9 protein-coding genes are annotated in these 14765 nt (G+C 44.5%); 7 read left to right on the forward strand and 2 right to left on the reverse strand.

Translation table 11 applies throughout. The features are described from left to right. Nucleotides 1-8 precede the first annotated feature (8 nt). Both V3V99_11055 and V3V99_11060 read right to left on the reverse strand, forming a co-directional pair. Entirely contained in the window at nt 9-2573 is a 2565-nt protein-coding gene (locus V3V99_11055; protein MEE9443189.1) for a hypothetical protein, read from the reverse strand. A gap of 555 nt (nt 2574-3128) precedes the next feature. Next, nucleotides 3129-5393, reverse strand: a complete 2265-nt coding sequence (locus V3V99_11060; protein ID MEE9443190.1) for an inorganic phosphate transporter — start codon at nt 5391-5393, stop codon at nt 3129-3131. A gap of 396 nt (nt 5394-5789) precedes the next feature. Here V3V99_11060 and V3V99_11065 point away from each other — a divergent pair, with 396 nt between their 5' ends. From V3V99_11065 to nrfD, 7 genes are all read left to right on the forward strand, one after another. Further along, the gene (locus tag V3V99_11065) at nt 5790-6917 is read left to right on the forward strand and encodes a putative porin (protein MEE9443191.1); all 1128 of its coding nucleotides are present in this window, start codon (nt 5790-5792) and stop codon (nt 6915-6917) included. 534 nt (nt 6918-7451) lie between these two features. Continuing rightward, nucleotides 7452-8711, forward strand: a complete 1260-nt coding sequence (locus V3V99_11070) for an FAD-dependent oxidoreductase (protein MEE9443192.1) — start codon at nt 7452-7454, stop codon at nt 8709-8711. 6 nt (nt 8712-8717) lie between these two features. Next, on the forward strand, nt 8718-10979 hold the full coding sequence (locus V3V99_11075; protein MEE9443193.1) for an FAD-dependent oxidoreductase: 2262 nt from the start codon (nt 8718-8720) through the stop codon (nt 10977-10979). A gap of 61 nt (nt 10980-11040) precedes the next feature. Beyond that, a complete protein-coding gene (qmoC, locus tag V3V99_11080; GenBank protein MEE9443194.1) occupies nt 11041-12366 on the forward strand; it encodes a quinone-interacting membrane-bound oxidoreductase complex subunit QmoC in 1326 nt (441 codons plus the stop codon). Continuing rightward, nucleotides 12363-12737: a hypothetical protein gene (locus V3V99_11085; protein MEE9443195.1), complete on the forward strand. Its 375-nt coding sequence runs from the start codon at nt 12363-12365 to the stop codon at nt 12735-12737. The genes qmoC and V3V99_11085 overlap by 4 nt, the downstream gene beginning before the upstream one ends. Nucleotides 12738-12768: 31 nt before the next feature. Continuing rightward, the gene (locus V3V99_11090; GenBank protein ID MEE9443196.1) at nt 12769-13506 is read left to right on the forward strand and encodes a 4Fe-4S dicluster domain-containing protein; all 738 of its coding nucleotides are present in this window, start codon (nt 12769-12771) and stop codon (nt 13504-13506) included. 22 nt (nt 13507-13528) lie between these two features. Next, the gene (nrfD, locus tag V3V99_11095) at nt 13529-14743 is read left to right on the forward strand and encodes an NrfD/PsrC family molybdoenzyme membrane anchor subunit (GenBank protein ID MEE9443197.1); all 1215 of its coding nucleotides are present in this window, start codon (nt 13529-13531) and stop codon (nt 14741-14743) included. The last annotated feature ends 22 nt before the right edge of the window (nt 14744-14765 follow it).

The raw sequence follows: 14765 nt of genomic DNA on the forward strand, positions 1-14765 counted from the left end.
GCACGCTCCTACATTTTACCCGTGAAACGAACAAAGACGCCCTGGGCGGTGTAATTCCGATCCGTCCGGAGGTCTAGGTCTACGTCGCTCTCGATTCGTTCATATCCCAAAGAGACCCGGAACCAGCTATGGCTGTCATAGCCGGCCTCCAGTCTCGTAATTGTCTTTTTATCATCAAATCCATCGCTTAAAGGATTGGCGTCAGGAATATCTTTGAGCAGAATCTCCTTGACCGATCCCCGCGCGAAGAAGTTTTCCATGAAAGAAACCGAACCGCTGAAAAGCAGGATGTAGGAAGTTGAAACAATTTCATTGAGAGGCTGAAATTCATTCGACTGCCATCGCCTGATTAATCCGGCGGTCAGTTCATTCAACCGATCTCTATTCCAGTTGACGCGCAGTCCCAAATCCCAGATTTTGCTGAAACTATCCTTGCTGTAATATTTGGCCATGCGGCGATATTCATTTTCGATGTTGAACGACAGATGATGAGTATGGAAATAAGTCAACTGTCCCTGGATAAAGTCATTAGTCACCCGAGTCGTCGAATCGGCATACCATCGTTCCGAATCATGGCGCCCGATTTTACCTATCGCCTTAATCTTGTCCAGCGGAATATATTCGGCGGCGAAGGTCCCGGCCTTGTCGATGCGATTCGCATCGTCCTGCCAGAAACTGACGCTGTTGCCCGGAATAGTATATCTTTTGTATTCGGCTGTTGTCAGTGTTTTGAAATTATCGCCCGGCATGAATTGAATATTAGCGAACAGAGCGTCCTGCCGATCGTCATATAAATCAAGTTCGCGGTCATTTTTGATAGAAACCCGCTGAGTGAGTTTGATAATCGCTCGTTCACTCGGCTGACTCTTTAGAGTCAATGCCAGTTGGTTGGTGTTAGCGTCATGAACGCCGAGCTGGATATTATTGCGGAACAATATCATTTCATAATTGGCCGCATAGTCCAGCTTACCCAGAAAGCCAACTTCTTCAAAAGTACCGGCCAGATCTATTATAGCCCGGTTTTGATAAGTGTCTTCATGACCGGAATTGAGTCGGTCTTCCTTTTCCCGACGCTCTGCTTTAATCGCAAACCTGAATGCGTCAATCCAGTCATTCTTGTATCCGAGCTTATAGATATCCTGATTCAAAATTCCGGGATAAGGATTATTCAAGCCATTTCGTTCCAATCCCCGTAAATTCACGAAAGAGGCCGCGGCAGATTGTTTTTCGGTTATTTTCATTTTGCCGCCAGCGTTTATTCGTCGCTGATTTTTGTTGGGATTGAGGTCTGAGTTTGTAAATGACCTGAATTTATCATCAATTTCCATATAATCAAAATTCAGTTTCAGGTTACTAATAGCTTCCGATTGGGCGCCTGCCCTTACTGCTGTATATTTGTCATCAATATTGGGGTTTTCACTGCTGGCGATTTCGAAATAACCGGTTGAATGATCCTTAACCTTAAAAGTACCGTCGGCAGAAAGCAAATTCTCCGGTTCATCCTCGCCCATCCCGGAAGCCAGGTCGTCTATGAAACGATGCAGATATGACCCGCTGATTTGGATGTCATCGGTCGGCATGACTCGAGCTCGACCTCCGCCCAGCTCATCGTTGTTTTCCCGCTGATAATCGTAAGTAATCACGATATAAACCGGGTCGGATGATGGCGTTTCGCTGGCGACCGGCTGATGGAGTAAAATTCGGCCGCGGAGATAATCAGCAGTGTAGTCAATGTCGCGCCTGAGAATTTGGGTAGAAAGCACGGTTGTTTCGTCAAATCGGTCCCTGACCTGAATTTTGACTTCTTCGCTCCCTCGCGTAATCGGCGCGTTCGATAAGTCAAATGGCCCGGTCGTCCCGTTGGCCCGGATACCAACCGAAGTTCCCTCTCGGAACGCCTTACCTTCCAGTTTTCCGCCCACAGCCTCGACTCCGAAGCGATCCGTATGCAAATCGGCATAAGCGCCAAAAAGAGACCTTTGATGCAGGCTAAATTTTGTGCCTTTGAAACTGGGCCGAAGCGAGCCGCCCTCAACAACTCCGTATTTCTCCGATTCCAGACGCATCAAGAGCTCGAGGCGAGCCGGCTCCTGGGGTTGGGTCAATAGTCGGGTATCGAGATTTTCCAGCTCCCATTGACGATGAGGGTCATATAATCCCTGTCCCGTGAATCGCCAACCGTCCCAGATAGGTTCGGTGGATTTAACCGACATCCTTAAGCGAAATATGCTGGGATCATAAGTGTAATATTCATCACCTATTCTGGAATCAACGATTGCCACGCCATTTACAAGGAAATTTTTGGTTGTATTGCCGTTGGCAAAAAGCGACAATCGGTAATTTGAAGAAAAATCTTCTTTTAAAGTTAGATTTGCGCCCTCAAAAGCGGATTTGTTTCCGCTGATACTGAGGCCGTGCAAGGTTATTTCACCAAAACCAAGCAATAGCAAATCCTGCTTCCCCTGGGACTGATCATGCCATTTGATTACTTTACCTACCGAGGGACTTGTCCCCAAAAAGATAAAGATAATGGCAATAAGTCCATATCGCAGAATATTAGCATATGGAGTCATAGAAGCCTGCCTTGTGTTTGTATTTATTATTTTCATGTTACCAATTCAATCAGTTTGCCACATTTCCCGAAGCTGCTACAGCGTTGTAATTTCCGGTAAGGCTGAGGGGAAATTCAGTATGTCATCCAATTGATTAACAGCCCCCACCATATTTGGCGAGTAGTAAAAAGATAAAATTTCCACCGATGCCCAAAATCCTGAGCAGGTATCATCCCACGATTGCTATTACTTCGCCCAGAATATTTATAGTCATTTTCAAGATACCTAAATTCTGATTTTTGTCAACAGTTTTGGACATAAATATCCACTAATTACGCTTTAACCTGTTGCAATACACAAGGGTGTAATTTAGGGGCGTGGAAAAATGTTCAAATTCTGAGCAAATCGAGATTGAACATATCCCCATTTATTTGAAAAATCCTTTCAGATTTGACAAAGCTCGAAGCCGGGAGTAGGCGAAACCGGTCTGGGTCTGACGATTGTTAAGTAATTAGCTCGCACAGAGGCAGCATGATCGTCAATAGTATTCTGTCAGGGAGATTTATAAAACCAATACTAATCCAGATCAAATTCGGTTAATTGATCAACCTGGCCGAAAGATTCGTTGTATATTTCAAGAAGTTTCAGGTTTTGCTTGGTCAGCATCATCGCGTTACCGATTATGGAATAATACAATATATTCAATCGGGTTTTAGATTCACCGTTGCGGATACGTTCCAGTTGAACTTCATGGAAGCGTTGAGCAAGCTGTCTTAATTCTTTGGCCTTTGCCTCAATCTTATCTGTTTTTTCCAGCTGCCGGCGGCTTATAATCAGCTCAACTTCCGACAGGATATCAATTAGAATTGCTTTTACCTGTCGGAGCTCCTCAACCTGGACATCGAGCAAACCCTTATGGTGATTATTAATATGGTCATGCGAGCGCATGACAATATCTCGATGCCCGTCAACCAGTTTCTGCAGTCTGCGGATGGTCTGCCCATATTTATATGAAACCTGCATATCTTCTTTTTGCATCAATCGCATCGCTTTAAAAATATTGGCGGTAATGATTTTCGACCATCGCTGAAGTTTGTTTGATTTATTTTTTTCCTCACCCAGAATATGTTTATTCTGCAAAAAGAGTCCTTCCAGCGCTTTATCGAGTGAATCACGAAGAATTCGGATGAGATGACTCATATGTTCGAAAGTCGTGTAAATCGTATCTGAGAGATCGGTTACTTTTTTCAGATTAAAGATATCATCCCCCGCCAGCGATTCTCTTCGTTTGATATGGACTTTACGATTTTTCCGGATAATCAGGGCACCAATAATCAGCAAAGCAAATATGCCTATTGCTTCCCCATAGAAAATAATCACCGTAAAGCATGCCGATATCGTAAAGGCCAAAAGGGCCGTAGTAAACCAACCGCCGATAACAGTAAGCATGCCGGTTACGCGATAAACGGCACTTTCTCTGCCCCAGGCCCTGTCGGCAAAAGAAGCTCCCATCGCAACCATAAACGTAACATAAGTAGTCGAGAGCGGAAGCTTTTGAGAAGTGGCGTATGATATAACAGCGCTGGCGACCATCAGGTTGACAGATGCCCGCAAAAGGTCAAATTTGGGTCGATTTTCCTGATCGGTTTCTGTATCGTAATTTTGGGGAGAAAATCGATTTGTAAACCATGATTGAATTCGACCGGGAGTGTATTTTTCTATCACATCAAAGAAGCTTCTTATAGAAGTTACAATAAACCGAGACATAAATGAGGAATCAAATCTTTCTTCTCCTTCGTCTTGCTGGCCCAGGCTAATCTCAGTTTCAGTTACCGTTCTTGCCTTCCTTGAAATCCATAACGTGACAACCATTACGAAACCTGCGACAAGAAGCAAATACGTTTCAGTCGGAACTTTCTTGCCCAACGCATCCATTGTCACGGTAAGAGGCGCATCGGATGATGTCGCGGCCTGATAGGCGTGAAAACCGGCCATGGGAACGCCAATAAAGTTAACAAGATCGTTAGCCGCGAATGCCATAGCCAAAGCAAAAGTGCCCATCAAAACAATTGGTTTAAAAATATTTATCTTCATCATGAGCAATACTTGTAATATCAAAGCCAGAATCGGAATGATTATTATAAAGATTTGAAACGTATGTGAAATAATCCATTGGGCATTTTCCGGCGAAATTATTGACGAGCCTTTGGCGCCTTTTACTAATATAAAATAAGTAATCATCGACAGAGCAATACTGCCCCAAATGGCCCCGTATCGCCTAATTCTCTTCATATAATCAAAAGTGAAAAGTAAACGACTCAAAAACTGAGCAATCGTACCACAGATAAAGGCAACCGCGACCGAAAATAAAATTCCAAAGATTATGGCAGCGGCTTTACTCGTATTAATGTAATCAATAACTGTTGAAATATCGTTTCCGGCATTTAAAATCTTGATGACCGATGCGGCAACAGCCGCGCCCAAAAGTTCGAATACGATAGAAACAGTGGTTGACGTCGGAAGGCCATAGGTATTGAATAGATCAAGCAGGAGAATATTGGTTAATATTACCGCCAAAAATATGAATGTCAATTCCGGCATGGTAAATAAATGAGGATGGAAAATACCCTTACGAGCCACTTCCATCATGCCGCCCGAAAAAGTTACTCCCGCAAGGATACCGAGGCTGGCGATAATCATAATAATATGACGGGGGGCAACGCGGGAACCGATAGATGAATTCAGGAAATTGGCGGCGTCGTTGCTTACGCCGACGACCAGGTTAAAAACGGTAAAGCATCCCAGCAGGATAACTATTCCAAGGAAAAATTCTATGCCCATAATTCTATGCTTTTGAGGTTAATTTCTTAGCCCTGTAATTCAAATTGCTATGTAAAGTTAACAATCTGCTATCTCAATAGCCATTAAAAGGTTTGAATTGGCGCAATAATATAGGTTAATTTTAAAAAACACAAGAGTAATCTTCAGATAAGTGAATTAAGAAATAATCCGTGATATTTTTTCAATGCGAGCAATAACAAGCGTTTCGAATTCGTATTCCGCACGTCTCGAAGCACAACAAGGCTCGATCCACAACAGACTACACCGCAACAACTTATAAAGTTCACCGAATATTGATTTGTTCTTGACATTTTCTCGACATTCGTGTTACTTCGTCGTTCAAACTATTACACATTATATTGCTTAGAGGAAAACGAATAGGAAGGATATAAAAGAATGATTAATTCGGGTAGGTCTGCGGTTCTCATGGCGGCTGCATTATATCTGGCTTGTTTTTCCGCGCCGACTCAGGCGGGAAACTGGTATGACAATGTTAAGATTAAAGGTGATTTGCGTTACCGCCACGAAATGATAAAAGAAGAAGACAGCAACGCTCGCAACAGACATCGCATTCGAGCCAGGGTTGGTATTAATGCCAAGGCTAATGAAATGTTTGATATTGGTATTCAATTGGCGACCGGTTCCTCAGATCCGGTTTCGACTAATCAGAGTTTGGACGGAGCATTTTCAACAAAAGATATGCGGCTCGATTTGGCTTATTTTGATTTTCATCATGAAAAAGCCCCGGCCTTGAAAATAACAGCCGGTAAATTTAAAAATCCATTTTATAAACCGGGGAGCTCTGAGCTCATCTGGGACTCGGACTGGAATCCTGAAGGTGGCGTGGTTAAGATACATAAGACCGCCGAAATGTACGAAATAAATTTGATAGGCGCTGGGCTGTGGATTGAGGAGCGGTCATCTTCAGATGATTCTTATCTGGCAGCCGGTCAGGGCATGGCCAAATTTAACTTCAATGAAAAGAAATCGAGTGTCGCTTTTGGGGTTGGCTTTTTTAACTATGCCAGCACCCGGGGATTTGAATTGTTTTTTGACCCAAAAGATTCCAAAGGTAACTCGCATGTTGACAAAGACGATGGCGGTGAGACTATCAACGTTTATGCCAACGATTATGAGCTGCTTGAGTTATCCGTAGAAGCAACGCATAATTTTGAATCAACCCGCGTCACTATCATGAGCGACTACGTTACAAACACAGCCGCTGACAGCCTTGACACCGGATGGTTAGTTGGATTACGCATTGGCAAGGCCAAAAAGGCCGGCTCCTGGGCGTTTCGATATATCTACCGCGAGGTGAAGAAAGACGCCGTCCTGGGGATATTTACCGATTCCGATTTTCGAGACGGCGGCACGGATGCCAATGGTCATGAAATCGGAGGAACCTGCCAGTTAGCCACAAACACCGCTTTCAATATCACTTATTTTATCAACGAAATCGGCCTTGAGGAAACTAAAACCAAAGATTTCAAAAAACTGCAGGTTGATCTGCAATTAAAATTTTAGGATGAAGAAAACCTTCATAGTCACTCATTCAATTCATAACTGATTCATATGAGTGATTATTTGGAATTATAAATCATATATTTCGATGCGAGTAGAAACAAATAGTGGATTAATGAATATATTTTACTTGACAATAAGGACAATATTGCCAAATTTATAGTGGGTTCGGGAGGAAGATTTTCATCTTTGCGTGTTACATCTCATTCATCGTGGGCACATCTTAATATTAACGAATGATCTGGCGGTTATAATACATCTCGGTGAAATTAGTCAGGTTTGTATTACTCATGGGCCTCTATACGACCCCAATAGTCGGATATTGCTTCTAAAGCCGGATCGTTGGAAGCTCCTATGTCTGAGAATTGCATGGCATAGTAGCCAGGGCTCCAAATATCAAAATGTGGGAGACAATCATATCGAATGTAATAATCCGCCAACAGGTATGACCCAATTATCAGATTTCCAAAATGACCGACTCTGATTACAACGGGCATGCATCAAAGGCGACACACTATATAAAAGCAAGAGGGAAGGATGAACAAAGACACGAAGCCAATTCTTGTAATTGGAGGCGGCATTTCGGGAATGACGGCGGCAGTGGAAGCTGCCGAAGTCGGGTATCGCGTTATCCTCGTTGAGAAGGAATCTTATCTCGGCGGCCGGGTAATGCGTATGCACCGCTATTTCCCCAAAATGTGCCCTCCCACCTGCGGTTTCGAAATCAATACCCGCAGGATAAAACAAAACCCCAGAATCTCCGTCCATACACTCACCACCGTCGAAGAAATATCAGGCTCCCCCGGTAAATATAAAATCCTTCTCAGGAAAAAACCAAGCTATGTCGTGGCGAGTTCTCTCATCGATGATTCAATTACAAATCAAATATCTTCCGAACGGAACAATGATTTCAATTATGGCATGGATAAAACAAAAGCTCTCTACATTCCTCATGAAATGGCCTATCCTAAAGAATATGTCATAGATTGGGCGGCATTATCGAATGAAGATGCCCGTAAGCTGAGTGAAATCAGTCCCCCTGGCGCTATTGATATGAATATGACTCATGAGGATATAAAGATTGAAGTGGCGGCAATCATAATCGCCACCGGATGGAAACCCTATGACGCGTCGCGACTGGATAATCTGGGATTTGGTAAATATGAAAACGTAATAACCAATATCATGATGGAGCGACTGGCATCTCAGAGTGGTCCTACGCGAGGGAAAATTGTCCGGCCGTCAGACGGTAAAAAGGTTGAGAATGTCGCCTTCGTCCAATGCGCCGGTTCCAGAGATGTCAATCATCTCCCCTACTGCTCGGCGGTCTGCTGTATGGCGGCCATGAAACAGGCCCGTTATATCCGGGAGAAAAACGATAAGGCTAAAGTCACGATTTTTTATATTGATATCAGGGCAATTGGGCGGCACGAAATATTCTATCAGGAAACTCTCGAAGATAAAGGGATTTCATTTATCAAGGGTAAAGTCGCTAATATCGAGGAAGAACCCGGAACTAAGAACATGATTCTTGATGTCGAGGATACGATAGCTCGAGAAAATATGCACCCTTCATTTGATATGGTCGTCCTCTCAACCGGTATCGTTCCCAATACGGAAAATATTAAGATTAATTCAGTCTTGAAAACGGATGAATACGGTTTCGTCGATGAATCCTCCAATGGTAACGCTATTTACGCGGCCGGTTGCGTTAAACAACCGTGCGACGTTTCCCGGGCAACAAAAGATTCAACCGCGGCCGCATTGAAAGCAATTCAATGCCTCAAAAAAGGATAAGCTCTCATGGAAAATAAAATTGGGGTGTTTATTTGCACCGGCTATGGAATCGCCGAAGCTCTCGATATCGAAGCATTATGCAAAGTAGCCGAGGAAGAGTATAAGGTTTCGATTTGCCGTGCGATAGATTCATGCGAAAAAGCGGGATTGGATGAGGTCAATGAAGTTATTAAAACTGAAAATCTGGATAAGATACTAATCGCAGGCATATCTCCCCGCCTTTATACGCACGAAATGTTTCCCGAAAACGTGATCGTCGAAAAAGTGGCTCTTCGCGAGCATGTCGTCTGGTGTCAACCCGCGAATGAGGAAGATACCCAGATGCTCGCTGAAGATTTATTGCGCATGTATATCACCAAATTGCAAAAAATGGAAATACTCGAACCGTTTCAGCCTGAAGAAACTATTGATAAGAGCATTCTCGTTATCGGCGGAGGTATTACCGGAATGACGGCCGCCCTTGAAATGTCAAAGGCCGATTATGCGGTTCATCTCGTTGAAAAAGGCGATAAACTGGGCGGTTGGCTGGGCAGGCAACATAAATCAATTCCAACCAAACCTCCTTTTCGCGATCTGGAAGAAACAAATATTGATTTCCTGATTGACGAAATTGAGAGAATCGAAAATATCCAAATTTATACCCAGGCTATCACCGCTGAAATAACGGGTGCGCCCGGTTTATTCGATGTTAAATTGAAATCATCTAATAACGGAAACGGGGACTCAATAGCGACTTTTCGAGTCGGCGCCATTATACAGGCGACAGGATGGTCTCCGGCAGATAATAGAGACTCTTTACCCTATGGGAATTTAGACGATGTCATCCTGAATGTGGATTTGGAGGAAATGGTCAAATCTTCCGGCAGGATTGTCCGACCGTCGGACGGAAAAGATGCCAAAACTATCGCCTTTATTCAATGTTCGGGCAGGGATAAGGACCAACATTCATATTGCTCTTCAATATGCTGTCTCACCTCGCTCAAGCAAGCCCTATACCTTCGGGAACGAGAGGACACTAAAGCATATATATTCTATGAATTTATCAGAACTCCCGGCCAGTATGAGGATTTTTATCGCCGAGTTCAGGAAGACCCTGGCATATTTTTTACCCGGGGCGAGGTTACCGATATATCTCGCACTGAAAACGGTCGATTAGTTTTGACGGCCAGAAATACTATGCCGGAAAATCAAATGCAGGTTGAGGTTGATTTAGTCGTCCTGGCCGCGGGGATGAAACCGAATTCCGCCGACGGCGAAGCTATTCGTGCTCTTGAGGGCGCAAAGCTTACGGTCGTAGAAGGTGAATCAGAAGGCCAACGCCAAAAAGCAACTGAAACAGTCGAAGAACTCAAGCATCATGAGGGAACGGAAATTCTCAATCTCAACTATCGCCAGGGTCCTGATTTGCCCACCCTCCAATACGGATTTCCGGATTCGCATTTTATATGTTTCCCCTATGAAAGCAGGCGTACCGGTATCTATCCGGCCGGATGCGTCCGGTCGCCGATGGACGGTCTTGGGAGCCGAGCCGACGCCACCGGCGCGGCCCTGAAAGCTATCCAATGCGTTGAGATGATCTCACGAGGCGAAGCGGTGCATCCTCGAGCCGGTGATAAATCCTATCCTGATTTCTTCCTGCAGAAGTGCACTCAGTGTAAAAGATGTACCGAAGAATGTCCATTCGGTGTTCTCAACGAAGACGAAAAAGGAACGCCACTGCTCTGGGCCACGCGCTGCCGTAGATGTGGAATTTGCCTCGGGGCCTGCCCTGAAAGAATTGTCTCTTTCAAGGACTATTCGGTCAATATCATAGCCTCAATGATTAAAGCTGTCAATGTTCCTGATGAAGATGAGGAAAAGCCTCGCATCCTGGCATTGCTCTGTGAGAATGATGCTTTCCCCGCGATGGATTTAATGGGTCAACATCGAATTCAGTATAATCCTCATGTTCGAGTGATTCCTGTCAGATGTCTCGGATCGGTAAATACTGTCTGGATTACCGAGGCAATTTCAGCCGGATTTGATGGCACGCTTTTAATCGGATGCAAATATGGCGATGATTATCAGTGCCATTTTTGTACGGGAAGCGAATTATGCGTTTCACGCGGCGAAAACATCAGAGAGAAACTGGAACAGATGGCTATGGAAAATGAACGCGTCGAGCTGCATCAATTACAGATTTCCGAATATGATAAATTGGCCGAGATATTTAATGATTTCGCGGAAGTAATTGAAAAATACGGAATGAATCCATTCAAGGGCATGTAAGATGTAAAGATAAATTTGTTTTGAATTAATCGAGGATTACTTGAGGTTGGAGGTGCTTAGAATGAAGCTCGATGAAAATACAACGCAAGATCAAAGAGATAATCAGGGAAAGAATGATATTCAAACCTCATGTACTATTCCCGAAGCGATATCGCCGGTTGAGATTGAATCGGATCTGGATTTTATTATTTCAATAAGCAAGCGGGCCGGTGAAACTTTTGTCAAGTGCTTTCAATGCGGAACCTGTTCAGCCGTTTGCAAAAATTCGCCGGATACTGAACCGTTTCCCAGAAAAGAGATGGCCTGGGCCAATTGGGGTATGAAAGACGCGTTATTGAGCGATCCTGATATCTGGTTATGCTATAACTGTAATGATTGCTCGGTTCGCTGCCCGCGCGACGCGCGACCCAGCGATGTTCTGGGAGCGATTCGCCAGGAAACGATTACTCAATTTGCTTTTCCTCGCTTTCTTGCACGCTGGATGAGCCAACCTGGCTGTATACCCCTGTTACTCGGCATTCCGGCTTTGCTTCTTTCCCTGGCGCTCTTTTTAAAAAGCCCGATTGAAAATAAACTCGGCCTGATGCCGAAATTAGATGAATCAATTGTGTTTTCCTACTCAAGCGTTTTTCCCCATTGGCTTTTAAACAGCTTCTTTATTTTCTTCAGTATTCTGGCGTTACTTGCTGTAGCGCTGGGTGTCACGAAATACTGGCAGGCTCTAAAATCATCACGATGGGCAATCCATAATTCCGCCGGTAATAAATTGTCTGCAAGCATTATTACGGTATTAAAAAATATCATCACGCATGACAATTTTACTTCCTGTCAGGACAATAAATCAAGATACCTGTCGCATATTTTGATTTTTTTCGGATTTATCGCTCTCTGCGCCGTAACATTTTGGATAATCACATCCGGGATCAATCCCCTGATTCACGGAGAATTTGTTTATCCTTTCAACTTTTGGAGTCCCTGGAAAATACTGGCCAACCTGGGCGGTCTGGCGTTAATCGCCGGATGTCTCCTTATGATTCAGCAACGGGCCAAAAACAATGGTAAGGCGGGCGCGGGAAGTTATTTTGACTGGGCTCTCATTACAACATTATTAATTGTTGTATTAACCGGATTTATGACTGAGGTCCTGCATTATGTTCGGCTGGAACCGCATCGTCATTTAGCCTATTTCATCCACCTGATGTTCGTATTTGCATTATTAATCTATCTGCCGTATTCGAAGCTGGCGCATATTTTCTATCGCACAACGGCGATGATTTACTCTGAATATTCCGGCCGCAATGCGGCCGCATCGTCAATTCCGGAAAAACAAAATTCTGAGCATCAGGATATGGCAACAGAGTCTCAGAAGGATGGTGATACTCAATGAGCATAAATAATATTCTTGACAACAAGGCGACCCTGATAAAAATCGTTATCCCGTTGATCATTATTCTTATCCCCTTTGTATACAGTCTTGTTTCGTTTGTCGTGGCCAAAGCGACCGAGCCGGTTCCTCCATTACTGGAGCGGCCCGATCCGCAATACGAAAAATGCGTCAAAGACACCGATTATATGCGTTATCATCACTGGGAACTTTTGCGAGCCGTCCGGGAGGAAGTCGTTCGATATGGGAAAAGGGGCGAAATCGGATTAAACGGATGCCGTGAATGTCATACCAGTCGAGAGCGATTTTGCGATAAATGTCATAACGCCGTTAGCCTAACGCCCAATTGCTTCGGGTGTCATAATTATCCATAAACTGAAGTAATGCTTTGAAAGCGGGTTGATAATGGATAGAAGAGATTTTTTGAAAATAACCGGAGGGACATTTTTGGTCGGGACGTCATGCGCCTATGCCTTTCGGTTTTTGGCGACCTCTGTTGCCGGCGCTGATGTCGAAACCGGTCAGGCCGTAAAAAAATGGGGCATGGTCATTGATATTAATAAATGTCGTTCCGATTGTACCGCATGCGTTAATGCCTGCCGACAGGAAAATAACGTCTCGTTTCACGCCGATAAACGCTGGGATATTCATTGGATTAGAAAAGTAAATGTCGAAACTGAGATCGGAACAAAAACGATTGATAAACCGGTAGTCCTTCTTTGTAATCATTGCGAGAAACCTCCCTGCGCCCAGGTCTGCCCTGTTCGGGCAACGTATAAACGCGATGACGGCATCGTTATTGTCGATCATCATCGTTGTATCGGGTGCCGTTATTGCATGATTGCCTGCCCCTATAACGCCCGGTTCTTCAATTTTAAGGATAGCGAGGAATGGCCCAATCAGGAACATCCCAAAAGGTCGCACGGGGTCGCCGAAGCGTGCACCTTGTGCGCTCATCGGCTGGATACCGGAAGAATGCCGGCCTGCGTCGAGGCGTGCGCTAACACAGGCGCGGGGGCCATTATCGTCGGCGATTTAAACGATCCCGGAAGCGAAATTTCCAGAATTACTACGACCAGGACAGTCAAGAGACTTCGGGAGGATTTGGGAACTGAGCCAAAAGTTTATTATATCGGTTTATGAATCATAACAGGCGAGGACTGATATGGAGATAAAATTTGAACATATAGAAGGGAATTCAACTAATTACCGAATTTCAATGATGATTCTGGCGGCCATGGCAATCGTGGGGATGATCGCGACATGGTATGTCATTGAAAAAGGAATTTGGGTAACCGGAATGACTAATCGAGTTCCCTGGGGGCTGCAAATTGTCATGGCCGTATATTATATTGGATTATCCGCGGGTTCACTGGTCATATCCGGCCTCTACGGCGTTTTTGGAAAACAGGAATACAAACCTTTCGCTCGTATCGCCGTTTATGTCGCCATGCTCTTTCTTATTGCCGGTCTTTTATCAATTCTCACCGACCAGGGTCGAATGGATCGAGTCTTTGTCGAGCCGTTCGTTTATTTTAACCTGCAATCGATGTTCTCTATCAATCCGATTTTGTATATCGGGCATATTTTGATTTGCGTTATTTATCTCTGGGCCCTGTTTGCTGAAATGAAAAAACTAACGACCATTGTCGCTACGATCGCTTTTGGCTGGGCTTTCTGCGTTCATAGCGGCACCGGGGCTATTTTCGGGTTCGGCGCGCGGGTGCTCTATGAATCGCCTCTCCTGCCGGCCAGTTTTGTCGCCGCCGCGATGGCTTCTGGAACGGCCTTGATGATTCTTCTAATCGTCGGGTTATTTAAGCTTACCAAACGGCATGTGGATGATGGATTGATATTATGGTTGGGCCGTTTTCTGGCAATATGCATTTTGGTCGTGGTTTATTTTCTATTTGTTGAAAACGCGTATCGAGCTTATGTAGTAGAATTGCGGGATGCCGCTGTGTATTATCTGTTCGGCGGTTTTCACAGCGTACTATTTTGGGTTGGATTGATTTTTTTCGGATGCGTGATTCCCATGATTATTCTTTTCAATCGAAAACTGGGAAAATCGGTTAAATGGGTTGTCATCGCGTCGTTTCTTGTCATTTTCGGAGTCCTGTGTGAACGATACGTAATTGTCCTGCCCGGCTTGACTCATCCTCCGGATTTATTTCCCGGAATGCATATAACCCAATCGGTCATTGAAGAAGGAATTGCATCCTATAGAGTCAGTATACTTGAAATACTTCAGGCGTTAGGGGTGCTGGGCGTAATCGGCTTTTTATTCGGCTGGGGGCTGAAATATCTGAAACTCCTGCCTACCGAGGCGAGATTATTACAGCCGGCTGCCCCTACCGCTTCGCCGGAGAGTGAATCATAAAACCCGGGATGTGGGATCACAG

The organism is Candidatus Zixiibacteriota bacterium, from assembly GCA_036480375.1.
In the GTDB taxonomy this organism is placed as follows: domain Bacteria; phylum Zixibacteria; class MSB-5A5; order GN15; family JAAZOE01; genus JAZGGI01.

Bases quoted from the DNA above. Each gene is read 5' to 3' on its own strand.
- qmoC (MEE9443194.1), top strand. From the start codon at position 11,041: ATGAAGCTCGATGAAAATACAACGCAAGATCAAAGAGATAATCAGGGA.
- V3V99_11070 (MEE9443192.1), top strand. From the start codon at position 7,452: ATGAACAAAGACACGAAGCCAATTCTTGTAATTGGAGGCGGCATTTCG.
- V3V99_11085 (MEE9443195.1), top strand. From the start codon at position 12,363: ATGAGCATAAATAATATTCTTGACAACAAGGCGACCCTGATAAAAATC.
- V3V99_11075 (MEE9443193.1), top strand. From the start codon at position 8,718: ATGGAAAATAAAATTGGGGTGTTTATTTGCACCGGCTATGGAATCGCC.
- V3V99_11090 (MEE9443196.1), top strand. From the start codon at position 12,769: ATGGATAGAAGAGATTTTTTGAAAATAACCGGAGGGACATTTTTGGTC.
- nrfD (MEE9443197.1), top strand. From the start codon at position 13,529: ATGGAGATAAAATTTGAACATATAGAAGGGAATTCAACTAATTACCGA.
- V3V99_11055 (MEE9443189.1), bottom strand. From the start codon at position 2,573: ATGACTCCATATGCTAATATTCTGCGATATGGACTTATTGCCATTATC.
- V3V99_11060 (MEE9443190.1), bottom strand. From the start codon at position 5,393: ATGGGCATAGAATTTTTCCTTGGAATAGTTATCCTGCTGGGATGCTTT.
- V3V99_11065 (MEE9443191.1), top strand. From the start codon at position 5,790: ATGATTAATTCGGGTAGGTCTGCGGTTCTCATGGCGGCTGCATTATAT.